The organism is Clostridium mediterraneense (genome assembly GCF_900091705.1).
GTDB classification, from domain to species: Bacteria; Bacillota; Clostridia; order Clostridiales; family Clostridiaceae; genus Sarcina; species Sarcina mediterraneense.
The window spans coordinates 2,197,765-2,223,467 of sequence record NZ_LT594785.1 but is presented as its reverse complement, the minus strand read 5'-3'; the positions used below and the strand labels follow the sequence as shown (position 1 = coordinate 2,223,467).

The 25,703-nt window shown below is 27.3% G+C and carries 23 protein-coding genes; 18 read left to right on the top strand and 5 right to left on the bottom strand.

Annotated features, from left to right (window positions below):
• Positions 1-44 precede the first annotated feature (44 nt).
• From BN8917_RS12275 to BN8917_RS12260, 4 genes are read left to right on the top strand one after another with little or no spacing between them, the layout of a single operon-like run.
• Entirely contained in the window at positions 45-449 is a 405-nt protein-coding gene (locus BN8917_RS12275; RefSeq protein ID WP_066874806.1) for a hypothetical protein, read from the top strand.
• A 59-nt stretch (positions 450-508) separates the two neighbouring features.
• Entirely contained in the window at positions 509-1,594 is a 1,086-nt protein-coding gene (locus BN8917_RS12270; protein WP_066874804.1) for an ABC transporter permease, read from the top strand.
• A gap of 5 nt (positions 1,595-1,599) precedes the next feature.
• Positions 1,600-2,775, top strand: a complete 1,176-nt coding sequence (locus BN8917_RS12265; protein WP_066874801.1) for a hypothetical protein — start codon at positions 1,600-1,602, stop codon at positions 2,773-2,775.
• On the top strand, positions 2,775-3,464 hold the full coding sequence (locus BN8917_RS12260) for an ABC transporter ATP-binding protein (RefSeq protein WP_066874797.1): 690 nt from the start codon (positions 2,775-2,777) through the stop codon (positions 3,462-3,464). The genes BN8917_RS12265 and BN8917_RS12260 overlap by 1 nt, the downstream gene beginning before the upstream one ends.
• A 95-nt stretch (positions 3,465-3,559) precedes the next feature.
• On the opposite strand, the gene BN8917_RS12255 is transcribed toward BN8917_RS12260, so the two are convergent.
• Positions 3,560-3,865 carry a hypothetical protein gene (locus BN8917_RS12255; RefSeq protein ID WP_066874796.1) on the bottom strand — a complete coding sequence of 102 codons (306 nt, stop codon included), beginning with the start codon at positions 3,863-3,865 and terminating at the stop codon, positions 3,560-3,562.
• A 469-nt stretch (positions 3,866-4,334) separates the two neighbouring features.
• Here BN8917_RS12255 and BN8917_RS12250 point away from each other — a divergent pair, with 469 nt between their 5' ends.
• The 5 genes from BN8917_RS12250 to nadC all read left to right on the top strand — a co-directional run bounded on the left by BN8917_RS12250 (position 4,335) and on the right by nadC (position 8,831).
• Entirely contained in the window at positions 4,335-5,189 is an 855-nt protein-coding gene (locus BN8917_RS12250) for a transporter substrate-binding domain-containing protein (RefSeq protein WP_066874794.1), read from the top strand.
• Between the two features lie 79 nt (positions 5,190-5,268).
• Positions 5,269-5,934: an amino acid ABC transporter permease gene (locus BN8917_RS12245; protein ID WP_066874792.1), complete on the top strand. Its 666-nt coding sequence runs from the start codon at positions 5,269-5,271 to the stop codon at positions 5,932-5,934.
• Entirely contained in the window at positions 5,921-6,643 is a 723-nt protein-coding gene (locus BN8917_RS12240) for an amino acid ABC transporter ATP-binding protein (protein WP_066874790.1), read from the top strand. Before BN8917_RS12245 ends, BN8917_RS12240 begins: the two co-directional genes overlap by 14 nt.
• An 84-nt stretch (positions 6,644-6,727) precedes the next feature.
• The gene (locus BN8917_RS12235) at positions 6,728-8,002 is read left to right on the top strand and encodes an L-aspartate oxidase (RefSeq protein WP_066874789.1); all 1,275 of its coding nucleotides are present in this window, start codon (positions 6,728-6,730) and stop codon (positions 8,000-8,002) included.
• Entirely contained in the window at positions 7,986-8,831 is an 846-nt protein-coding gene (gene nadC / locus BN8917_RS12230; RefSeq protein WP_066874787.1) for a carboxylating nicotinate-nucleotide diphosphorylase, read from the top strand. Before BN8917_RS12235 ends, nadC begins: the two co-directional genes overlap by 17 nt.
• A gap of 62 nt (positions 8,832-8,893) precedes the next feature.
• Here the strand turns inward: nadC and BN8917_RS12225 are convergent, their stop codons facing one another.
• Complete coding sequence (locus BN8917_RS12225; RefSeq protein ID WP_066874785.1) at positions 8,894-10,072, bottom strand: cation diffusion facilitator family transporter; 1,179 nt, start codon at positions 10,070-10,072, stop codon at positions 8,894-8,896.
• A 218-nt stretch (positions 10,073-10,290) separates the two neighbouring features.
• On the opposite strand from BN8917_RS12225, the gene BN8917_RS12220 reads away from it, so the two are divergent.
• From BN8917_RS12220 to BN8917_RS12210, 3 genes are all read left to right on the top strand, one after another.
• Positions 10,291-13,179, top strand: coding sequence for an N-acetylmuramoyl-L-alanine amidase (locus BN8917_RS12220; RefSeq protein WP_066874784.1), 2,889 nt, complete (start codon positions 10,291-10,293; stop codon positions 13,177-13,179).
• Positions 13,180-13,198: 19 nt separating this feature from the next.
• Positions 13,199-14,740 carry an SH3 domain-containing protein gene (locus BN8917_RS12215; protein WP_066874783.1) on the top strand — a complete coding sequence of 514 codons (1,542 nt, stop codon included), beginning with the start codon at positions 13,199-13,201 and terminating at the stop codon, positions 14,738-14,740.
• A 210-nt stretch (positions 14,741-14,950) separates the two neighbouring features.
• On the top strand, positions 14,951-16,246 hold the full coding sequence (locus BN8917_RS12210; protein WP_066874781.1) for a M18 family aminopeptidase: 1,296 nt from the start codon (positions 14,951-14,953) through the stop codon (positions 16,244-16,246).
• Positions 16,247-16,305: 59 nt separating this feature from the next.
• Here the strand turns inward: BN8917_RS12210 and BN8917_RS12205 are convergent, their stop codons facing one another.
• The gene (locus BN8917_RS12205; protein WP_235830009.1) at positions 16,306-16,509 is read right to left on the bottom strand and encodes a hypothetical protein; all 204 of its coding nucleotides are present in this window, start codon (positions 16,507-16,509) and stop codon (positions 16,306-16,308) included.
• 187 nt (positions 16,510-16,696) lie between these two features.
• Between BN8917_RS12205 and BN8917_RS12200 the strand changes: the two genes are divergently transcribed.
• Together BN8917_RS12200 and BN8917_RS12195 are read left to right on the top strand one after the other, a co-directional pair.
• Complete coding sequence (locus tag BN8917_RS12200) at positions 16,697-17,677, top strand: LCP family protein (RefSeq protein ID WP_321220964.1); 981 nt, start codon at positions 16,697-16,699, stop codon at positions 17,675-17,677.
• Between the two features lie 67 nt (positions 17,678-17,744).
• Positions 17,745-18,572 (top strand): Cof-type HAD-IIB family hydrolase, encoded by an 828-nt coding sequence (locus BN8917_RS12195; protein WP_066874777.1) that lies wholly within the window; start codon positions 17,745-17,747, stop codon positions 18,570-18,572.
• A gap of 45 nt (positions 18,573-18,617) precedes the next feature.
• Here the strand turns inward: BN8917_RS12195 and BN8917_RS12190 are convergent, their stop codons facing one another.
• Together BN8917_RS12190 and BN8917_RS12185 are read right to left on the bottom strand one after the other, a co-directional pair.
• Entirely contained in the window at positions 18,618-20,210 is a 1,593-nt protein-coding gene (locus BN8917_RS12190) for a peptide chain release factor 3 (RefSeq protein WP_066874775.1), read from the bottom strand.
• A 156-nt stretch (positions 20,211-20,366) separates the two neighbouring features.
• Positions 20,367-20,975 (bottom strand): AAA family ATPase, encoded by a 609-nt coding sequence (locus BN8917_RS12185; RefSeq protein WP_066874773.1) that lies wholly within the window; start codon positions 20,973-20,975, stop codon positions 20,367-20,369.
• A gap of 381 nt (positions 20,976-21,356) precedes the next feature.
• Between BN8917_RS12185 and BN8917_RS12180 the strand changes: the two genes are divergently transcribed.
• The 4 genes from BN8917_RS12180 to BN8917_RS12165 are packed head-to-tail and all read left to right on the top strand — an operon-like array spanning position 21,357 to position 25,667.
• Positions 21,357-22,013 carry a sugar transferase gene (locus BN8917_RS12180; RefSeq protein ID WP_066874771.1) on the top strand — a complete coding sequence of 219 codons (657 nt, stop codon included), beginning with the start codon at positions 21,357-21,359 and terminating at the stop codon, positions 22,011-22,013.
• A gap of 9 nt (positions 22,014-22,022) precedes the next feature.
• Positions 22,023-23,177 (top strand): beta 1-4 rhamnosyltransferase Cps2T, encoded by a 1,155-nt coding sequence (cps2T, locus tag BN8917_RS12175; RefSeq protein ID WP_066874769.1) that lies wholly within the window; start codon positions 22,023-22,025, stop codon positions 23,175-23,177.
• A 10-nt stretch (positions 23,178-23,187) separates the two neighbouring features.
• On the top strand, positions 23,188-24,564 hold the full coding sequence (locus tag BN8917_RS12170; protein ID WP_066874767.1) for a glycosyltransferase: 1,377 nt from the start codon (positions 23,188-23,190) through the stop codon (positions 24,562-24,564).
• An 8-nt stretch (positions 24,565-24,572) separates the two neighbouring features.
• Positions 24,573-25,667, top strand: a complete 1,095-nt coding sequence (locus tag BN8917_RS12165; RefSeq protein WP_066874765.1) for a glycosyltransferase family 4 protein — start codon at positions 24,573-24,575, stop codon at positions 25,665-25,667.
• Positions 25,668-25,703 lie beyond the last annotated feature (36 nt).

The window sequence follows — 25,703 nt, the reverse complement described above, 5'->3', positions numbered from 1 at the left end:
TATGTTATTATTATGTTAAATTTATATTTAAAGGATGTGTTTTTATGAATTTCAAAAAAATTATTGTTATAGCCCTTACTTTTACAAGTTTAGGAGCTGTAACTGCCATGGCAAATACAGAAAATTCTAGATTGTCTCAAAGTTCAAATGGTTGGAAATCTTCACAATTCTTCTCTGGAGCTCACTCTGGAGGCCTTGATGCTGGATTTTCAAAGTGTAATTTAAATGCTGATCATAGTTCAACAGTTGGAAAGTCTTACACTAATTCTCATACTATAGGAGAAGCAAAATCTTCATCAGTTGTATCTACGGTATATCTTCAATCTGCAGTTAAAGTTAATGGCGCTACATCAATGGGGTATGTAGGTAACAAAAGTTCTTATGTAAAAAGTCCAACAATAAAAGGTAATCATACAGTTTATGAAGGGCATAATGGATATATAAAATAAAAAATCAAAATACAAAGAGATGAGGACTTATATCTTCATCTCTTTTTAGGAGAGATAATTTGAAAAAGATTTTTAGAAAAAGTTTTTTAGTTTGCTTAAGTATATTTAGTATTTCAATATTTTCAATATTTATGTTTTCTATTATAAGATCTGAATCAACAAATATTGCACAAATGAATAGCTTTTATACAACTAGTAGAGTTGATGTTAGTCTTAATTCTACAAAAATCACTAATGATTTGATTTTAGAATATATAAAAATATTAACTAAAGATAATGATGTAGTAGTTGATTTACCAGGTGGTAATGATACTCTGCTTAGCGTAGGCTTTTCAAAAGGTTTATATTTTACAAAAGACTTTGGTGAAGATTTTCCACTTCTAAGAGGAAGACTTTTAAATTCAGACGATATGAATAGTACAGAACCCTTAGCGCTTATAGGAAAAGAATTTGAAAAATTTATAATAAAAAAAGATAATTTAGAATATATAACATTAAAAAATATTGACTATAAAGTTGTAGGTATTCTTGGTGAAAAAAATATTAAAAATGATATAGACTCTATGATTTTTTATAATTTAAATTCACTTTTTTATAATTTAAATTCATTAAAACCAGTTAGTCTTTCTAACATAGTTTTAAATAGCGAAACACTTAGTAGTAGAGAAATCGTCAAAAAAATTGAAAATACTTTTCCTAAAGAAAGTATTACTTCAATTGAAGAAATAGGGGCTATATACCTTGAACCTTCTAAACTTTCAATAGCTTATCAAATTGAAAATATAATTCCATTCGTATTAGTAATTATAGCTTTTGTTTGTACTCTTATAAGAGGACTTATCTTCTGGGGAGAAAAACTAAGTTTAGAGTTAGGTGTAAGATTATCTTTAGGAGCTACTAAAAAAAGTATATTAGTATTAATACTTAAAAGATTTACTATCATATACTTCATGTCAAGTATATTAGCAACTATGATAGCTATTATTATTCAAAGAGCTGGTATTATAACAATATTTAGTATGAAAATAGATTCTAGTGTTATTGGATTTATTGCAATATTATATATCCTCCTATTAATAACAACAATATTAACTATCTGTTGGAAAGTTTTTAGATTAAATCCTAAAAATCTTATAAGGGGGTAATTCAAGTGGGGATTAAATATAGTTTTAGAAACTTTGGTAAAAATAAAATTTTTATTATTCTAATCATAATACAAATAGTAGTTGGACTTTACGCTATGTACACTGCTATTGATAATTTAGCCAAAGCTACTAATGAAAAAGAAAAAATTGAAAAGTACTTTGAGTCGGATAAAATTTTCACTTTAAACTTTACTGAGATATTAGAACCATCGGAAACAGAAAGTATAACTGAAATAGGCGAGAAGTTAAATAAAAAATTCTTAAAAGTTGAAAATATCAAAGGACTCAATATGTTTAATAATATTTTTCTTACTAATACAGTAAAAAGTAAAAAATATAATTATCAAATAGATGAAGCTGAAATTATGTACTTAAATGCTAATATTATTGAAAAATATAATATCACTCTGGAAGATGAAACCTTATTATCTAGAGAAAACTTTATAGGTACTAATATCTTTTTAGGGCAAAATTTCAAAAATTCATTTAAAATAGGAGACAAATTAGAACTCGATGGAAATGAATTTACCATTGCAGGATTTTTGAGTAACAATTTTGTTATTCCCTCAATGATTGATGCTTATCAAGTTGATTTTAGAAATTTAAATAGTGTATTTTTAACTTCAAGTAATAATTTAAGTGATGCAAAACTTGGAGTTAACAAATATATTTTAAACTATTTTTGGTTTGATGAAAATTTGGATAATGTTACTATTAAAGAAAATCTTGATTTGATAGAAAATGAATTTAATAAAATTGACTTTAATCCAAATATATTTGTAGTTAATAATGCCGTAAATAAACTTTTAGATGATCATAATAATAAATTTATACTTAATTTATTTGTTGGGGTTTTAGTATCAATAGCTGTGTTTATAACATTCATAGTTTCAATATTAGATTCCATTGAAAAAAGACTACAAGAGTTTGGAATTTATATTTTTTCAGGCTCTAGCATCAATAATATTATTAAAATAATTTTTGTTGAGGTAACGTCTATAGTATTTATAGCATTTAATCTCTTCATAATATTGATGTTTTTAAATTTTAAAACAATTAATTTTAATTATTTACTACTTTTAATTATAGGACTTACTATATTTATTGGTTTAACTATGATTATTCCGACTTTAAAAATTAAATCAACTGCTATTAAAGATATGATAAATGAGGTGTATTAATGACAATATTAAAAGTTAACAATCTATCTAAAACATTTTCTTCTAAAGAAAATGAAGTACAGGCTTTAAAATCAGTAAATTTAGAAATTAATCATGGTGATTTCATTGCTATCATAGGAACTTCTGGCTCTGGAAAATCTACACTTCTTAATATTTTAGGGCTTTTAGACACTCAAACATCTGGGGAGTATTTCATTGAAGGAATTAATACTAAAACCCTTAAAGATAAAGAACTTGCTACCCTTAGAAATAAAACTTTTGGGTTTATAGTTCAGCATTTTGCACTTATTAAAGATTTTTCAGTTTATGATAATATAGAGATTCCTTTAGAGTATGGGAAGGTTAAAAAAAAATTAAGAAAAGAAAAAATAGAGTTAGTTCTAAATAAAATTGGTCTTAAGGATAAAATAAATACGAAAAGTGGAAATTTATCAGGTGGACAATCTCAAAGAGTTGCTATTGCAAGAGCTTTAGTTAATGAACCAGCAGTTATTTTAGCAGATGAACCAACAGGTGCACTTGATAGTAATACAACAGAAGAAATTATGAGTATTTTTGAAAATTTAAATAAAGATGGACATACTATTGTGATTATAACTCATGATATGGATATTGCAAGTAGATGCCAAAGGATTATTTCAATCGAAGACGGTGTCCTTAAAGAAAATTCAAAACAAGTACTTTTATAGGGGTTTAATTATAACTTTTAGAAAAATATAAATAATAAGAAAAGGGATTATCTCATGATACCATAATTTAGAATCATGAGGCGGTTCCTTTTATTTTATAAGTAATTTAAACGACTTTTACTTACTATATTTCTATCTATTATAATTTCTCTATCTCTTTCTGTTAGTGGTATAAATCCTTTGTTTATTAACTCATTTATATGATATTTGTTATATGTAAATGAGAAGAATATTTGAGCTAATCCTCCAGTAATAGCTTCAGCTACAAATTGAATAAATGCCCATTTATAATCAGATCTAAATAAGGCTGGGAAGAATCCAAAAAATAGGGTTGTCCAGCTATATCCTACAGGAACTTCTCTTATTTCTCTAGTAATGTTATTTATTAAACTTATTTTCATTCTGTTCCTCCAATTGATTAATCTTTAGTTATAATGCATATTATAGCATAAATTAATAGTAATATTGTAAATTACTATATAAATTTATATAAAAGATCTATAAATATTTTAATTTGTTTAAAAATATCTATTAAATAAATTAAAGTATTTATTTTGATAAGTGGTTTAATTATTAGATTTTTATAAATATATTAGTATTAATTATGCATAAATATAAAATTAATATTTACTATTTTAGTGTATAAAATATATTTTTAAATTCATATAAATATTATCTTTAAAAATATTTATAAGACTAGAATGTAAGGGGATAAATAGAGTTTAGGTAATAATATTAAGATATAGAATACTTTTTGTCGAACTTTTTATTTAAAAAAATATTGAATTTTTAAAACTTAATAGTGTATAATTATACATATAATCAATGTATAAAAATGTATTTAATATAAAATATTGGGGGGTTAAATTTATGATGAGTGGAGTTATGAAAAAAATATTAGCAGTATCTGTACTTGTTGGAATGACTGTAGCGCTTATATCTTGTGGGGGAGCTGAAAAATCAGAGAAAGCAGGAGCTGCTGCAGAAAATAGACTTGAGAAGATAAAAGAAAGTGGAAAGATTGTTCTTGGAACATCAGCAGATTATCCACCTTATGAGTTTCATGCGACTATTGATGGAAAAGATACAATAGTTGGATTTGATATTGAAATAGGTAAGGAGATAGCGAAGGATTTAGGTGTTGAACTTGAAATAAAGGATATGAAATTTGATGGACTTACAGCTGCGTTACAAGCTGGAACTATCGATATGGCTATTTCAGGAATGAATCCAACGCCAGAAAGACAAAAGGCAGTTGATTTTTCAGAGATATATTATAAAGCAGAGCATGGAATTGTTATAAAGGAAGAAAATAAGGATAAGTTTAAGACTAAGGATGATTTTAGTGGTAAAAAAGTTGGAGTTCAAAAAGGAAGTATACAAGAAGAGCTTGCTTTAACTCAAATGAAAGGTGCTGAAGTTAAAGGGCTTGGAAAAGTTCCAGATTTAGTTATGGAACTTGTATCAGGTAATGCAGATGCAGTTGTGATGGAGATTCCAGTAGCAAAAGCGAATGCAAAAGCTAATAAAGGTCTTTATGTTATAGAAAATCCAAACTTTGAACTAGATGAATCAGAAAAAGGTTCTGCTGTTGCTATGCCAAAAGATTCAAAAGAATTAGTTGAAGCTATTAATAAAACTATAGATAGACTTGTTAAAGAAAATAAGATAGAAAAGTATATAGTTGATTCTAATGAACTTATGGAAAAAGAACAGGCAAAATAATTAATGAATATAAGCTCTTAGAGTTATTGCTAAGAGCTTTTTGATTAAGTTTAGGAATTTATTATAAGGGGGTAGTAATATGGAATTAGATTTTTCAGTTTTATCAAAGTATACTAATTATTTTATTGAAGGAACGAAATTTACTATAATCATAGCTCTTATAACAGTTTTAATTGGGACAATTATAGGTATGTTTTTAAGTATAATGAAACTTTCAAAATATAAGATTTTAAGAATTATATCTTCTATATACATAGAATGTTTTAGAGGTACACCAATTTTAGTACAGTTATATTTAGTTTATTTTGCAATACCAGTAACTGTGGGGATAAAGTTTGATCCCATGACAGCAGGTATTATTACCTTATCTTTAAATAGTGGCGCATATGTTGCTGAAATAATTAGGGCTGGTATTCTAGCTGTTGATAAAGGTCAAAAGGAAGCTGCAAGAAGTCTTGGAATGTCTGAATCAAAAGCTATGTATTTAGTTGTGTTACCACAAGCTATTAAAAATATTTTACCTGCTCTTGCAAACGAGTTTATAACTATTATAAAGGAATCATCAATTGCTTCAATTATAGGGGTAAATGAAATTATGTATAATACCGATACTATAAGAGGAAATACTTTTAAAGCCTTTGAACCTCTAATAGTAGCAGCAGCAATTTATTTTGTACTAACATTTAGTTTAAGTAAACTAGTTGCTTATTTTGAAAGGAGGATGGGAGATAGTGATTCACATTAATAATCTTCATAAGTATTTTGGGAAAAATGAAGTTTTAAAAGGGGTTAATGCTCATATTAAAAAAGGTGAAGTTGTAGTGGTTATAGGACCTTCAGGTTCTGGTAAATCAACTTTTTTAAGATGTCTTAATCTACTTGAAATACCTACAGATGGACAGATTAAATTTGAGAATATAGACATAACGTCTAAGAAAAATAATATAAATAAATTAAGAGAGAAAATGGGGATGGTTTTTCAACAATTTAACTTATTTCCCCATAAGACAGTTTTAGAAAATTTAACTATGGCACCTATTAAGGTGAAAGGACTTTCAAAAGAAGAAGCTGAAAAAATAGCTATAGAGTTACTAAAAAAAGTAGGCTTAGAAGAGAAAAAAAGTGCATATCCCTCATCTTTATCAGGTGGGCAAAAACAAAGAATAGCCATTGCTAGAGCTTTAGCTATGAAACCAGATGTTATGTTATTTGATGAACCAACATCTGCACTTGATCCAGAAATGGTTGGTGAGGTTCTTGCTGTTATGAAGGATTTAGCAGAAGAAGGAATGACAATGGTTGTTGTAACTCATGAAATGGGATTTGCAAGAGAGGTTGGAGATAGAATTTTATTTATGGATGGTGGAAATATTTTAGAAGAAGGAAAGCCAACAGAAATTTTTTCTAATCCAAAAGAAGAAAGAACTAAGGATTTTTTATCAAAAGTATTATAAAACTTTAGTATTAAAATATATAAATAATTATTATGGGTATCTCAAAAGAGATGCCCTAATTCATATATAAATGGGGGGAGTTATATGATAATTTATGATGTTATAGTAGTTGGATCTGGGGTAGCAGGTTTGTATACTTGTTTAAATATACATAATAATTTAAAGGTTTTATTAGTCACTAAAGAGAAATTAGATAAGTGTAATTCATATTTAGCACAAGGTGGAGTTTCAGTTTTAAAAGATAATGATGATTTTGATAATTATTTAGAGGATACTTTAAAGGCAGGACAATATAAAAATAATAGACAAGCAGTAGAACTTATGATTAAAAGTTCTAGAAAAGTTATAGATGATCTTATAAGTTATGGTGTTGATTTTGAGAATGAGGATGGAAAGCTTAAATATACTAAAGAAGGGGCTCATTGTATTGACAGAATAGTCTATCATAAGGATATTACAGGAAAAGAGATAGTTTTAAAGCTTATAGATGCTGTTAAATTAAAGGATAATGTAGAGATAAAAGAAGATACTCAAATGATTAATATCCTTAAGGATGATGATAAATGCATTGGAATAACAGTTAAGAAGGATGGAAAAATTAAAAATATTTATGCTAAAAAAGTAGTGTTAGCAACAGGTGGTATAGGTGGGCTTTTTAAAAATTCTACAAATTTTTCTCATATAAAGGGTGATGGAATAGCTATAGCTTTAAATAATGGAATAAAGACAAAGGATTTAGAGTATGTTCAAATACATCCAACTGCTCTATATACTAAGGGTAAAGGAAGAAGATTCTTAATTTCCGAATCATTAAGAGGGGAAGGAGCTTATCTTTTAAATAGTAAGGGTGAAAGATTTGTTGATGAGTTATTACCTAGAGATGTTGTTAGTAAAGCTATTTTTGATGAACTTAGAAAAACAGGAGATGAGTGTGTTTACTTATCATTTAATCATAAGGGAAAGGAATTTGTTAAAAATAGATTTCCTAATATTTTTGAGAAGTGTAAGGAACAAGGATATATACTTGGAGAAGAAAAAATACCAGTAACCCCAGCTCAACATTATTATATGGGGGGAATAAATATTGATGATTTAGGAAGGACAAGTCTTGAAAATCTCTATGCAGTTGGGGAAAGTGCTTGTCTAGGAATACATGGGGCAAATAGACTTGCTAGTAATTCTCTAATTGAAGCTTTAGTTTTCTCAAAAAGAGCGGCGCAAGATATAAATAAAAATATAAATGAAGATTTTAATGTAGCAGATAAAGATTTAGTATGTGAAGATAAGCTTGATAATATGAATTTAATTGAAAGTATAAAAAAGGGGAGTAATTTAATTAGTGATGAATGGTTTAGATAATTTTATTATTGATAAATATTTAAGAATGGAACTAGAAGAGGATGTAGTAAATGAAGATATAACTACTAATTCAATTGTTGATAAAAATAGTATGGCAACTTGTGAACTTATTTGTAAAGAAGAAGGGGTTCTTGCAGGTATAGAAGTTTTTAAAAGGGTTTTTGAAATTTTAGGAGATGTAAAAGTAAATTTAAATTTTGAGGATGGGGAGAAAATAAAAAATAAAGATGTAATAGCAGTTCTTGAAGGGAATACAAGAAATATATTAATTGGTGAAAGAACTGCTTTAAATTATCTTCAAAGAATGAGTGGTATTGCTAGTTTAACAAATAAGATGGTAAAAGAATTAGAAGGTAGTAAAACTAAACTTTTAGATACTAGAAAGACTACTCCTAATATGAAGGTTTTTGAGAAGTATGCAGTTAGAGTTGGTGGTGGATGTAATCATAGATTTAATTTATCAGATGGAATATTAATTAAAGATAATCATATAGGGGCAGCAGGTGGAATAAAGCAGGCAATAAGACTTGCAAAGGAATATGCACCTTTTGTTAGAAAAATAGAAGTTGAAGTTGAAACTATAGATGGAGTTTTAGAAGCATTAGAAGAAAAAGCAGATATTATTATGCTTGATAATATGGATAATGAAACTTTGAAAAAATCAGTTGAGCTTATAGGAGATAAAGCTTTAACAGAATGTTCTGGTAATATAACTAAGGAAAGACTTTCAGAGTTAAAGAAAATAGGTGTTAATTATATATCATCTGGTGCTTTAACACATTCAGCAAAAATATTAGACTTTTCTATGAAAAATTTAAAAATAAAATAAAAATTTTATTTTATATAATAAAAAGAAGTTATCAATTTAGATAACTTCTTTTTTTATTATATTTATTCATCAAAATTATGATCAATTGTTATTATGCATTTATAATTTGGATGCTTTGCTTCTATAGGATTTTTTATAGAAGCCATAATTTCTTCATCAGTCATTATATTTTTAGCTTTTTTAGCATGTATCACTACATCAAATCTAAGATCAATTCTATCTGGGCATTCAATTATTCTAAAATCGTGCATTGATTTCAAAATAGGATTATATTCAATAATTTTCTCTATTTCTTGTTTTACTAGAGCAGTTTCTCCAGTGGCAACATAAATAGGATCCATATGAATAGTTAAATACATATTATATTTTTCTGAAATTTCTCTTTCAGCTTTATCGATTACATTATGCATTTCTATAATATCTACATTAGCAGGAAATTCAATATGAACAGATGCTATAGTTTTTCCTACTCCATAGTTATGAATCATTAAATCATGTGTTCCACAGATATCTTTATATGAAAGTAAATCTTTTGTAAGATCTTCTACAAGGTTAGGATCAGGCGCTTCTCCTAAAAGTGGACTTATAGTTTCTCTAATTAAGCCAATACCTGAATAAAGTATTATAAGTGAAACAACAACTCCAACGTAAGCGTCAATTGGAAAGTCTGTAAATTTAGATACTAAAAGTGAGATAGCAACACAAGTTGAGGTGAAAATATCACCAAGTGCATCAAGTGCAGCAGCTTTTAGAGCAGCAGAACCTATTCTATCACCTATTTTTTTATTAAATAAACTAAGCCATATCTTTACGAATATAGTTAATATTAATAAGATAAATGGAATTAATTCAAACTTAACAGGTGATGGATTGAAAATTCTTACTATAGAGGATTTTGTGAATTCAATACCAACTATTATAACCATAAATGAAACTATAAGTGCAGCTATATATTCTACTCTACCATGTCCATACGGATGTTCTTTATCTGCTGGCATACTAGAAAGTTTAAATCCAACAATTGTTACTATAGAAGATAGTGCATCAGACAAGTTATTAAATGCATCGGCAGTTATAGCGATACTTGATGTAACAAGTCCAACAAATAGTTTTACTATGAATAGAAGTATATTAAATATTATTCCTACTATACCAGCTAGGTAACCATAAGAGTTTCTAACCTTAACATCATCAATATTATCATAATTTTTTATGAATTTTTTAATAAGTAAATTAATCATATTTAATAATCCTCCATACTTTACTAACGCTAAGATGAATTTAAATATAATGATATTATAACACAAAGCATTAAAAATATTTTGTCAAAAATTTAGGGAGTTATTTTTAATATTGAGAACAAAAATGAAAAATAGCTAAAAAATAGTCAAAAAAGCTTAATTAAATGGTATAATAAGTATAAAAAACCAATTATATAGATTATTAAGGGAGTAAAATTATGAATAATAATAAGCTGAAAATGATTATTTTATCATCATTATTAGTTACGGGTGCTTTGGCAGAAACAAATTCTACTATTGTTAAAGCAAATGATGATATGGGGGCTGATATGCTTAATAATAATGACAATATAGTTCATGATATTAATGAAAGATCAACTCCAGTTATAAATGGAATTAGGGTAAATAAGCAATTAATTGACATTAATTATAGTAAAGGACAAACTATATCTCCCAAGTATATAGTTATACATGATACTGATAATAGAAGAGCTGGAGCAGATGCTATGGCTAATAGAAATTATTTTGCTAATCATCCAAATGCTAATGCATCAGCTCATTACATAGTTGATGATTCAAATATTGTACAAGCTTTAGAAGATACATGGAAAGGTTGGCATATAGGAGATGGTGGAGCAAGTGCAAGTATAAATAATAATAATGCTATTGGAATAGAACTTGCAGTTAATAGTGATGGTAACTTTAGTAAGACTTATGAAACAGGTATAGCGCTTACAAGATATCTTATGAATAAATATAATATTCCAGCTCAAAATATTGTAATGCATAAACATGCATCAGGTAAGGATTGTTCAAGAATGATGATAATTGATAATCCAAATCTTTGGGCACAATTTAAGCAAAGAGCAGCAGCTGGTATGCCAGGGGAACAATATATAAATGATGGAATTACTGCATCGGCAAAAGGTAAACTTATTAATGTAAGTAGTTATTTACATGTAAGACAATCAGCAAGTAGTAGTTCAGCATCAATAGGTGTTATTTATCCAAATGCTATTGTTAATATTTATGGTGAAGAAAATGGCTATTATAAAATTGACTTTATGGGAACTAGGAAAACATACGGATATATCAGTAAAAACTATGTTCAAAAAATTAGTGGTGATGTAGGTAGTAATAATAATGGTTCAGTAGGAACAAATAAAATAGAAATTAATAAAGATGGTGTTGTAGCTAATCTTGGTTCAGTTTCAGCTTTAAATATAAGATCAGGCCCTGGAACATCTTATTCAGTACAGGATACTCTAGCTTTAAATACAAAAATAAGAGTAAATTATGAGCAAAATGGTTGGTATAACATAACTTATAGTAATGGGAAAGTTGGGTTTGCAAGTAAAACTTATGTTAATTTAGTGGAAGATGCTAATAGTGGATCAGGTTCAACAGATGCAAATACTCAAATTAATAAAGATGGAGTTGTAGTTAATCTTGGATCAGTATCAGCGTTAAATGTAAGAAAAGGACCAGGGACGTCATATTCAATCCAAGATACTTTAGCTTTAAATACAAAAGTAAAAGTAAACTATAAGACAAAAGAGGGTTGGTATAATATTAGTTATTCAAACGGAAAAACTGGATTTGTAAGCTCAGAATATATTAAATTAGTTGAAGATAGCAATAGTGGATCAGGTTCAATAGATACAAATACTCAAATTAATAAAGATGGGATTGTAGTTAATCTTGGATCAGTATCAGCATTAAATGTAAGAAAAGGTCCAGGAACGTCATATTCAATCCAAGATACTTTAGCTTTAAATACAAAAGTAAAAGTAAACTACAAAACAAAAGAGGGTTGGTATAATATTAGTTATTCAAACGGAAAAACTGGATTTGTAAGTTCAGAATATATTAAATTAGTTGAAGATAGTAATAGTGGATCAGGTTCAACAGATACAAATACTCAAATTAATAAAGATGGGGTTGTAGTTAATCTAGGCTCAGTATCAGCATTAAATGTAAGAAAAGGACCAGGAACATCATATTCAATCCAAGATACTTTAGCTTTAAATACAAAAGTAAAAGTAAACTATAAGACAAAAGAGGGTTGGTACAATATTAGTTATTCAAATGGAAAAACTGGATTTGTAAGTTCAGAATATATTAAATTAGTTGAAGATAGCAATAGTGGATCAGGCTCAACAAATACAAATACTCAAATCAATAAAGATGGAATAGTATCAAATCTTGGTTCAGTATCAGCATTAAATGTAAGAAAAGGACCAGGAACATCATATTCAATTCAAGATACTTTAGCTTTAAATACAAAAGTAAAAGTAAATTACAAGACTGAAGATGGTTGGTATAACATCACTTATTCAAATAATAAAGTAGGTTTTGTAAGTGGTATTTATATTAAGCTTGTAGAAAATAATACAGGAAGTGGAAACACAGGTTCAGATAAGGTTACCATAAATAAAAATGGTACAGTTACAGGGGTGAGCTCTTATTTAAATGTTAGAAGTGGTCCATCAACTTCATATAGTATGATTGATAGTATCAAGGGTGGTAAAACAGTAAAAGTAAATTATGAAACAAATGGATGGTATAACATAAGTTATGATGGAAAGATTGGTTATGTTAGCAAAAGCTATATAACTTTATCAACTGGAAGTAGTAATAGTGGAAGTGACAATAATAGTAATAGTGGTAGTAATGGTGGAAACAATATTGGTAGCACTATGACTGGAACAGTTTATAATGTTTCTTCAACATTAAATGTAAGAAATGGAGCAGGAACAAATAATTCAATTATTGATACTTTAAGAGTAAATGAAAAAGTAACTATAAATTACGAGACAAATGGTTGGTATAATATAACTTATGGAAGTGGAAAGAAAGGTTTTGTAAGTAAAGATTATATAAAGCTTGATAATCAATCACAATCTAAAGGGAAGGTTGTAAATGTTGAAACTAATTTAAATGTTAGATCAGGTAAAGGGACAAACTATTCAATTATTGGATATTTATTACCAAATTCAGAAGTAATAATATTAGAACAATCATCAGGTTGGTATAAAATAAAGTTTAATGCAAATGGTGGAGAAAAAATAGGGTATGTAAAGGATGATTATATAAAAAGAATATAGTTTTTAAGGAGAGAAATTTATGGGGAAAAAATTAATTAATGGTCTATTAATATCTACAATGGTTACAGGGGCTGTAGTTCAAGGTACTGGGATTAATGTAAATGCTACACCAAATGATGTAGAAGAGGCAAAGATAGAAACTAAAAAAAGTCATGGAGATATATTTCCTATAAAGCATAGTATTATGGGAAGATATGATATATCTAAGGAGGCTTTTAAAAGTTTTTTATTATCACAACAAAAGAAATATGGCTTTGAGTATAAACTTACTTGTTCTTTAGATGAATGGCTGAATGCTGCTTATGATGAAGCTGCAATTGAAGGGGTAAGAGCTGATATAGTTGTAGCTCAAGCAATTAAAGAAACTGGTTATTTTAAATTTGGTGGTTTATTAACTTATCAAGATAATAATTTTGCTGGAATTGGTGTTACTGGTAGACCAGGAGAAAAGCATAGTTTTTCAAGTGCTAGAATAGGTCTTAGAGCACAAGTTCAACATTTAAAAGCTTATGCTTCTACTGATTCATTAGTTCAAGGAGTTGTTGATCCAAGATTTAATCTTGTAACTAGAGGATCAGCTCCTTCACTTGAAGAGTTAGCTGGAAGATGGGCTTATCCAGGTTATAGTAAAAGTTCATATTCATCATTAGAAGAAGCTGCTGCTGCTAATGATAGTTATGGACAACAAATTTATAAGCTTATGGAGCAAGCAAGAGCATTTGAAGGTGGAAATAGTGAAAATGTAGGTGGAGACACTACTGAAAATGAGAACTCAAATAATAACAATAATAATAATAATAGACCAGAAACTCCAGCAATTATAGCAAAGGGACAAGTTGTTAATGTTACTAGTTCATTAAATGTAAGAAGTGGAGCTGGAACTGGATATAAAGTAGTTTCAACTTTTAAGCCAGGACAAAAGTTTAATATATATGGACAAGAAAATGGTTGGTATAAAGTAGATTATTCTGTAAATGGTTCAACTTATTATGGGTATATAAGTGGAAGCTATGTTAAAGTTATAGAAAATTATGAAAAGCCTTCAGTACCAGAAAAACCATCCACTCCAGATAATGGTGGAAATTCTAGTTCAAATAATAATGGACAAACAACTGTTACAAGACAAGGTCAAGTTGTAGGAATTTCAACAAGATTAAATGTAAGAAGTGGAGCTGGTACTAAATATAGTGTAATAACTACAGTTGCTAATGGAACTAAATTTACTATAAATTCAGAATCTAATGGTTGGTATAATATAACTTTAGCTGATGGAAGAAAAGGATATGTTAGCTCTAGTTATGTAAAAGTTATAACTAATTCTTCAAATAATAATAGTAATAATTCTGGAAATACAGAAACTATTTTAAAAAGAGGAAAAGTTTCTAATGTTTCTACTGTTTTAAATGTTAGATCAGGTCCTGGAACATCTTATAAAGCTGTAACTTATTTAAGAAATAATGAGCAGGTTGAAATTATAGGTGATCAAGGAAATTGGTATAAAATTAAATCAACAAAATCAAATAATGCTTATGTTTCTAAGGATTATATAAGAATAATATAAAAATTTAATTAGCTAGTTAAATAGAACTAAAGTATAGTTTAAAAATCTATTTAACTAGCTTTATTTTTAGAGTATTATATAATAAATTAAAGTATTAAGTGAATAATCAATAATATAAAGGGCTTATTAGAGTTTTTTTAAAGAAAAAATTATAAAAAAGAGTTATAATTGATTAAATAAATAATATGAACGAAAAGGGGATGGCTTTTAATGCAAAAAAAATTAGCAAATAATTTAATAGATTTTATATATAAAAGTCCAACAGCTTTTAATGCAGTTGAAACATTAAAAGAATGGCTAGACAAAGAAGGATTTAAGGAAATAAAATCAGAAGATAGATGGAATTTAGAAGTATCAGGTAAGTACTATGTAACTAAGAATCAAAGTGCTTTAGTTGCTTTTGAAATAGGAAAAGGTAATGTTGCAGAAAAAGGATTTAAATTAATAGGTGCACATACTGATTCACCAGGATTTAGAATAAAACCAATGGCTGATATGAAGGTTGAAAATAATTATATTAAATTAAATACAGAGGTTTATGGTGGACCAATTCTTAGTACTTGGTTTGATAGACCTTTAGGTATTGCTGGAAGAGTTAGTCTTGTTTCAGATAATCCATTAAAACCTATAAGCAAGATTGTTAATATTAATAAACCAGTTATGATAATACCTAACCTTGCTATTCATATGAATAGAGATGTTAATGAAGGAGTAAAAATTAATGCACAATTAAATACTTTACCATTATTAACACTTGTAAATGAAGAGCTTGAAAAAGATAATTACTTAGTAAATCTTCTAGCAGAAGAATTAAAAGTAGATGTTAAGGATATTTTAGATTTTGAACTTATGCCATATGAATATGAAAAAGGTTCAATAATAGGATTAAATGAAGAATTTATATCATCAGGTAGATTAGATGATTTAGCTATGATTCATGCTGGTATAACTGCTTTAGTTAATGCAGAAATTAAAGAAGGAGTCAATGTAATGTTCTGCTATGATAATGAAGAAGTTGGAAGCAGAACAAAACAAGGTGCTGATTCACCATTCTTCCCAGAAGTTCTTGAAAGAATAGTTCTTGCTTTAGGTGGAGATAGAGAAGATTTATTTAGAGCTATAGCGAATTCATTCTTAATTTCAGCAGATCTTGCTCATGCAGTTCATCCAAACTATACAGATAAGCATGACCCAGTTGTAAGACCTGTTTTAGGAAAAGGACCTGTTATAAAGATGGCAGCTTCACAAAGTTATGCAACAGATAGTGATGGATCAGCTATTTATGAAATGATTTGTAGAAAAGCTGGAGTAAATGTTCAAAAGTTTGTTAATAGATCAGATGTTAGAGGAGGCTCAACTATTGGACCAATATCTGCATCACATATAGCACTAAAGAGTGTTGATATGGGAACACCTATACTTGGAATGCATTCAGTAAGAGAACTTGGTGCAGTTAGTGACCATGTTGATTGCGTTAAATCATTTGAACAATTTTATAATCTATAATAAAAAGGGATGTCTATTTCTAGACATCCTTTTTTTGATGAGTATTTGGGTTAATAGCTCTAATGAGTAGTGTCCTCATCTACTAAGTTTTCTGTATAATCAAACTCAGAGGTAGCTATATTGTTGGAAACTATGGGATCAGCTCCGAGAGCGGGAATGTTTATGAAAGTTTTTTTATTATAGGATAATAACTTACTTTTATTAGCTTTTCCAAAACTTCTTACTTGGGGCAAATAAGGAATATTAGATTTGTAATTATTCAAGATATCATCCTCCTTCCACATTTATATTTTGTCACTATTTTTGTGAACTATGTATTAAAAGATAAAAAAATAATTGAAGTTGTAAAAAAATAGATATATAATTTTAGAGAATAACATACGTTAATTTAACAAAAATAAAATATAATGTAAAAAATAAATGAATTAAATTATTTTAGGGGGAAAAATAGTGAATAGAACAGATCAAAAAAGAACAACTAAAAGAAAAAATAAGAAAAATATAATCTTACTTAGTATTCTTGTAGTTATACTTGCTATTGTTGGAATTGTTGGGGGATATGCTTATGCTATGTTTAGTAAAGTAGAAAAAGTTAAGCTTGATAAATCTAATTTAGGAATTAATGATGAACTAAGTGGTAAATATGGACATATTACTAATATAGCTTTATTTGGGGTAGATAGTGCTGAAGAAGGCGAAAGTGGTAGAAGTGATTCTATGATGATAGCGACTGTTGATAAAAAGAATAAAAAATTAAAGGTTACTTCTTTAATGAGGGATTCTTATGTAGATATAAAAGGTCATGGTAAAAATAAATTAAATAGTGCTTATGCTTTTGGAAAAGAAGAATTAGCTATAAATACTATAAATGAAAACTTTGATTTAAATATAGAGAACTTTGTTACTGTTGATTTTTCAAGTTTACCTAAAATTATAGATAAAATAGGTGGAGTTGACATAGATGTTGATGCAGCTGAATTAAAGCATATAAATAATTACATAGATGATTTAAATAATAGAACAGGAACAAAATCCAGTTATGTTTCTGGAATAGGAATGAAAAAATTAAATGGAGTACAAGCGATGGCTTATTGTAGAATAAGATATACAGTAGGCGATGATTATAAGAGAACTGAAAGACAAAGAGAAGTAGTTGAAGATATGCTTAATAAAATATTAAAGATATCACCTACAAAATATTCAGGTTTATTAAATGAAATTTTACCTATGGTAAAAACAAGCCTTTCAGCAGGAGAAATATTATCTCTTTCAACTGATGTTGTTTCTATAGGAAATAATTTAGAACAAGATAGATTTCCAAGAGATAATAGTATTAAAGAAGAAACAATAAATGGAATGGCATGTTTAACTTTTGATAAAAATACAACACAAAAAGAAATGCACAATTGGTTATTTGAAGATATAAAATAGAATCTATACAAGTCTAGATTATTTTTGGCTTTAATGTTAAAACTAATCTAAGGGACGGTGATAATATATGAAATATAAATTAATTTGTATCGATATGGATGGTACACTTTTGAGTGATAAACATGAAGTACCAGAGTTAAATAAAGAAATGATAAAAGAGGCTACAAAGCAAGGTGTTAAGGTAGCTATTACTACTGGAAGAATATTCACTTCAGCAAAAAGATATTCTGATTTAATAGGAACTGATACTCCAATTATTGCATCAAATGGAGCTTATATAAGAGAGAAAGATAAAGATGAAGTTATATACGAGTCTAATTTATCAAAAGAACAGTTTTATAAAATACTTGAAGTAATAAAAAAATATAATTTAAATGTATACTTCAATACTTGTGATACTATGATAACTGAATCAGTTATACCAGATAATCATGCATATAAGACTATGGATGCAGAGCTTGCAGATGAATATAAAATTAAATTTAAAGAAAATGCAGACTTTGATAAAGTATTTGATGAGTTTAAAGGAAAAATACTTAAAGCAATTTGTATTGAAAATGAAAATAAAGAAACTTTAAATAAAGCAAAAGAAGAAATGCAAAAATATGATGATTTAGAAGTTGTTAGTTCATGGCATAATAATTTTGAGGTAATGCCTAAAGGCACATCAAAAGGAAATGCAGTAAAAATACTTGCTCAGATGCTTGGTATAGATAGAGAAGAGGTTATCTGTATAGGGGATAGTGAAAATGATCTTAGTATGATAAAGTATGCAGGACTTGGAGTAGCTATGGGAAATGCTTTAGATATAGTAAAAGAAAATGCAGATTATATAACTGATACAAATAGTGAAGCTGGAGTAGGTAAGGTAATACAAAAGTTTATTCTAGAATAAAAAAAGATGTCTTTTTTAGACATCTTTTTTATTTCCTGAAAAATATTAGTCATCAGACTTACCTATATCTGATAATACTACATTAGGATTGTGGTCTAGAGCCCAGCTAATTCCCCAGTCGTTTTGGAATATAAGAAGGTTTCTATCTCTCATATCCTTAACTTTCTTAGTATCTGATGTAAGATTTAATGTTTCAGGATCAACATCATTTTCTAACCATCTTACAAATCTATAGTCAAGTCTATCCATTTTAATATCAACATTATATTCATTCTTTAATCTGTATTCAAGAACTTCGAATTGAAGAACACCAACAACACCAACGATTATTTCTTCCATACCTATATGAAGTTCCTTAAATGCTTGGATTGCTCCTTCTTGTGCAATTTGAGTAACTCCCTTAATGAATTGTTTTCTCTTCATTGTATCAACAGGTCTAACTCTAGCAAAGTGTTCAGGAGCAAATACTGGGATTCCTTCAAATTTAAATTTATTTGATGATGAACATAAAGTATCACCTATTGAGAATATACCTGGGTCAAATACACCAATAATATCTCCAGCATAAGCTGTTTCAACAGTTTCTCTATCTTGAGCTAAGAATTGTTGAGGTTGTGCAAGCTTTATTTTTTTACCACCTTGAACATGGAATACATCCATTCCTTTTTTGAATTCTCCAGAACAAATTCTCATAAATGCAAGTCTATCTCTATGAGCTTTATTCATATTAGCTTGTATTTTAAATACAAAAGCAGAGAATGGTTCTTCAACAGGATCTATTTCACCTTTTGTTGAATTTCTTGATAATGGTCTTGATGTAAGTCTTAAGAAATCGCTTAAGAATGGAGCAACACCAAAGTTTGTAAGAGCAGATCCAAAGAATACTGGTGATAATTCACCTTTTTGAACAGCTTCTTTATCAAATTCATCTCCAGCAATATCAAGAAGTTCAATATCTTCCATAAGTTTATTATAAAGATGATCTCCTAAAAGTTCTTTAGCAGCAGGGTCATTTATAGAAAGTTTAGTTGTTTCAACTTCACTTTGTCCATGATTTCCACCTGAGAATGCTATAACAGTTTCAGTTCTTCTATCATAAACACCTTTAAAATCTTTTCCTGAACCTATAGGCCAGTTCATTGGATAAGTTTTAATTCCAAGTTCTCCTTCGATATCTTCTAATAATTCAAAAGGATCTTTAGTTTCTCTATCCATTTTATTTATAAATGTAAAAATAGGGATTTCTCTAAGTGATGCTACTTGGAATAGCTTTCTTGTTTGAGGCTCAACCCCTTTAGCTCCATCAACAACCATAACAGCTGAATCGGCAGCTATAAGTGTTCTATATGTATCCTCTGAGAAATCTTGGTGACCTGGAGTATCAAGAATATTTATACAGTAGCCATCATAATTAAATTGCATAACTGATGAGGTTACAGAAATACCTCTTTGTTTTTCTATTTCCATCCAGTCTGACACTGCATGAGTAGCAGCTTTTCTAGCTTTAACAGAACCAGCCATTCTAATAGCTCCTCCATATAAAAGGAACTTCTCAGTTAATGTTGTTTTACCAGCATCAGGGTGAGAGATAATAGCGAAGGTTCTTCTCTTTTCTATTTCATTTACTAAATTAGACAATTTATATCCTCCTTAATTTAATAGCTTAGAATAAAATCTAACTTTAAATTTCTAACAGTTTAACCTAAACATTATAACATAAAAATAAGTATAGGTATAAAATAAAACTAGATTAATCCTTAGAAAAACCTAGTTTTATTTTAATATTTTATTAAGTTATTTCTTTGCCTTTTTAGAACAAGCTTCCTCAATAGTAGGAACAATGTCAGTTTTATCAATACCAACTATTGAAAGAATTTTATCAGCTCTTTCTTTAGTAGAACCTGTTATTGTTGAATATTTAACATGTTCTGAATCTAAAAATTGTTTTATAGCTTCATCAACTGCTACAGCAGTATCTGCATCTTGCCATCTAACTCCATCTTTTTCATATCCAAATTCTCTTGGTACAAAGAAAATATGGTCATATTTTGCTAAATCTTTTAGAGCTAGTCCATATAAGTCGTTTAAGATAGCTATATCTTTTGCTGTTCTTTTCTTATTTCCAAGCATAAATCTTGTATATATGTATGGAACGAATGTTGCATAGTCTGTTAAAGCATAGTCAAAGTCATTTAGAGTTTCTTCTAATCTATATTGACCAAGATATATTCCATATTGTTCTGCAATATTTTCAATCATTCCTTTTTCTTTTAAGTATTCTGTGCTATATTCTGTTGCTGCACCAACATTAAGACCTCTTATTTTAAAATCTACATAAAGTTGTTGAATTAAAGTTGTCTTACCACATCTTGGTCCTCCAAGAATTGCTATTCTGATTGGCATTATATAAACCCCCATAGATTACAAATATTTATATTGATTTAAATAATTTTTAAATACATTTAATTATATCAATATAGCTATCAAATGTCATCCCATAATATAAATTAGTAAAAGTAATACTAAAGTTAAATAAAATAAATACCCTTAATTATTTACATAATAAGTAAATAAAATTAAATAAATTAATAATTTGATAAAAAAAATACATTGAATAAAAAGAAAAGATTAAATAATCGTAAAAAAAATAGCAAATTTATTTTTAATAATATAATTTATGATATAATAATCCATGATTTATAGTAAAAATTTATGTAAAAATAGAAAAAAATGTTTGTTAAAAGTTGGATTTGCACCAATATGTTAATTTAAGGGGGGATTAATATGTTAAATGAAGAGTTAGCTGATGATGACAAACTTATAAAAGTTAAACCTAATAAATTATATTTATATTCGAAAAGAGTTATGGATATAGTTGGATCATTAATAGGAATAATAGTTTTATCTCCTTTATATTTATTAATAGCAATTTTAATAAAGTTAGATTCAAAAGGCCCTATAATATTTTCACAAGAGAGAGTTGGACTTAATGGGCAAAAATTCAAAATGTATAAATTTCGTTCTATGGTTATTAATGCAGAAGAACTTAAAGAAAAATTAAAAAAAAGAAATGAAAGAAAAGGACCTATGTTTAAAATAAAGCAAGATCCTAGGGTAACTAAAATAGGAAGATTTATAAGAAGGACAAGCATAGATGAATTACCTCAACTTATCAATGTTTTAAAAGGGGAAATGAGTTTAGTAGGACCAAGGCCTAGTCTTCCAAAGGAAGTTATGCAGTTTGAATCTTGGATGTTAGAAAGATTAGATGTAAAACCAGGACTTACTTGTTATTGGCAGGTTCAAGGTAGAGATGATATTCCATTTGAAGAATGGATGGAGCTTGATATTAAATATGTAAGAGAAAGAAATATGTGGATTGATATAAAGCTAATTTTTAAAACCTTTACAGTATTAATAGGTGATAAGAATGCTAGTTAGGGGGAACTTATGAAAAATATATTTATAATAGGATCTAAAGGAATACCAGCAAATTATGGAGGATTTGAAACATTTGTTGATAAACTTACTGAAGGTCAGGTAAGTAAAGATTTAAAGTATCATGTATCTTGTTTATCAGACAATAATGAAGAATTTACCTATAATAATGCAAGATGTTTTAATATAAAAGTTCCTAATATTGGACCAGCTAAAGCAGTTTATTATGATTTATTAGCATTAAGAAAATCAATAGATTATATTAAGGAAAATAAGTTGGAAAATGCCATTATATATGTTTTAGCTTGTAGAATAGGACCTTTTATAGGAAGTTATAAAAAACAAATGAAAAAATTAGGGATTAAGTTGTTTGTTAATCCTGATGGACATGAGTGGAAAAGAGGAAAGTGGAATACTTTTATAAAGAAATATTGGAAAGTATCTGAAAGACTTATGGTTAAACATGCAGATTTATTAGTATGTGATTCTATAAATATTGAGAAATATATAGTTGAAGATTATAAAAAATATAATCCTAAAACAACATTTATTGCTTATGGAGCAGATAGTTCTAAATCAATTTTAAATAATGAAAGTGATAAAGTAGTTAAATGGTATAGGGAGAAGAGAATTAAAGAGAAAAATTACTATTTAGTAGTTGGTAGATTTGTACCCGAAAATAATTATGAAACTATGATAAAAGAGTTTATGAAATCAAAAACAGATAAGGATTTTGTTTTAATAACAAATGTTGAGAATAATAAATTCTATAATGAATTGAAAGATAGAACTAATTTTGATAAGGACAAGAGAATAAAATTTGTTGGAACAGTTTATGATCAAGAATTATTAAAATATATAAGAGAAAACGCATATTGCTACTTACATGGTCATGAAGTAGGAGGAACTAATCCATCATTATTAGAAGCGTTAGCAACAACAGAATTAAATTTACTTTTAGATGTTGGATTTAATAAAGAAGTTGGAATGGATGGTGCAATTTACTTTAATAAGAATAATGGTAATTTAGCAAATATAATTAATGATTTAGATAATTTTAAGGATAACTTTAGAGCAGAACTTTCTAATAAAGCTAAAAAGCGAATAGAGGAAAGTTATAGTTGGAGTTACATAATCAATAAATATGAAAGTTTATTTCTAAAGTAGGGGGAAAACTATGCGAATACTACATTATTCATTAGGATTACCTCCATATAGAAGTGGTGGTTTAACTAAATATTCTACAGATTTAATGAAACAACAAGTTAAGAATGGTGATGATGTTACTCTATTATTTCCAGGAAGAATTAATAAATATAAAACAAGTATAAAATATTATAAAAAATATTTTGGAATAAATGTTTATGAAATTATAAATCCATTACCCGTAGCTCTTTTAGGAGGAGTATGTAATCCTATTAGATTTATGGAAAAGATAGAACATGATATTTATTACAATTATCTTAAAGATATAAAACCAGATATAGTTCATATACATACAATTATGGGATTACATAAAGAATTTTTAGAATCATGTAAAGTGTTAAATATAAAGATAGCTTTTACTACACATGATTATTATGGAATATGTAATAGAGGTAATTTTATAGATAGAAAGCATAATATTTGTGAATCTTATGATGTAAGTAAATGTGCTAAATGTAATATTTTAAATAATAATAATAGTATTAAAAAAATAACTTTACTTCAATCTAGAGTCTATAGAGAAGTAAAAAATATAGGGGTTATAGATTACTTTAAAGATAAAATCATATTTAGAAATGGTTCTGTGAATAATCTGTTAGATGAAGGAGATATATCTAAAAATGAAATAGAAAATTATCAGAAGTTAGTTAATTATTATAGAGAGATGTATTTATTAATTGATATATTTTTATATAATAGCTCATTATCAAAGGAGATATATTCTAAGTATTTAAATAATCCTAGAGGATATATAGAAAATATAACACATTCTGATATTAAAGATTTTAGGATAAAGAAGTCTTTTAAAGAAGAAAGATTAAATGTTTTATATTTAGGTCCTAATAAACCCTATAAAGGATTTAATTTAATTTGTAATGTACTTGAAGAAATTGAAAAAAGAGGTTATGAGAATATAAGTTTAAGTGTTTATGGGAATTGCATAGGCAGTGATAAGTTTAATAATAAAAATTTAAGTATAAATGGAAAGTATAAGTATAAGGATTTACAAAATATATTCAAAAATACAGATATATTGATTATACCAAGTATTTGTATAGAGAGTTTCGGATTTACAGCATTAGAAGCTTTGAGTTATGGAGTTCCTATAATAGTAACTAAAAGTGTAGGTAGTAAAGATTTGATAAATATAAATAAGTCTAGGCCTATAGGATTTATAGTTGATTCCAATATAAATTCAATTGCAGATAAAATAGTACAAATAAGTAATAATAAAAGAATTCTTATAGAGTTAAATGAAAATATTATTAATATGAAGTTTGAATATGATATTCAAAAACATACAGAGAGGATAAAAAATATCTATAAATTAAATATAAAGGAGAAATAAAATAGGTAATGAGAATTGCAATATTATTATCTGATATTAATTCACAAGGTGGAGTAGCTAGAACTGTTACGAATTTAGCAAATGCATTTGATGAATTAACAGATTATTCTATAGACATAATTTCTTGTTTTAAATCTTGTGGACAAGAACAAAATTATAAAATAAATGAAAATATATCAGTAAAATATTTAAATATAGATATAAATATTAAAACAAATAAAATTTATAAACAAATTTATTTTATAAAGGAAATTAAAAAGAATTTAAGTTATAAAGACTATGATTTTATTATATCTACTAATGCTCATTTAAATATTTATTCTTATTTATCCTTAATAGGAAAGAAAAAGACCAAATTGATAGCATGTGAACATGGAGCTTATAATCACTTAGAAAAAGGATGGAGATTTATTACTAAATTAATATATAGGAAAGTTGATAAATTAATATTATTAACATCTAAAGAGATAGATTTGTATAAAAAATTTTGTAAAAGTATTGACGTTATACCTAATATTTTGAGTTTTGAAAGTGATTATATAAGTAAACAAAATAATAATAAGATAATTTCTGTAGGTAGAATAGATACAAATAAAAATTATATTGATTTAATAAGAGCATTTGCTGCTATAGAATCTAAATATTCTAATTGGTCTGTAGATATAATTGGTGATGGAACAGATGCGGAAGTATCGAAGTTAAAAAAAGAAATAGAGAAATTAAATTTAAAATCTAAAATAGTAATATTAAACTTCACTAAGAATATAAAAGAATTTTATTTGAATTCAGATATATATGTTATGACTTCAAAGAGCGAGGGTCTACCTATGGTATTGTTAGAAGCTATGAATTGTGGACTACCATGTATAAGTTATGATATAAAAACTGGACCATCAGATATTATTGAGGATAATAAAAATGGATTTTTAGTTGAGGAATTAAATATAGAGATGCTACAGAGTAAGTTATCAGATTTAATTCAGAATAAACAATTAAGAATTAATATGGGAAGTGCAGCAAGAGAGGCAAGTAAAAGATTTAAAAAGGAAAATATAGTATTAAAGTGGCAAGAGATATTTTCAGAAATTAATTTTAATAATTGATACTATTTAAGGGGGACAAGTAGTGAATTTAAGGTT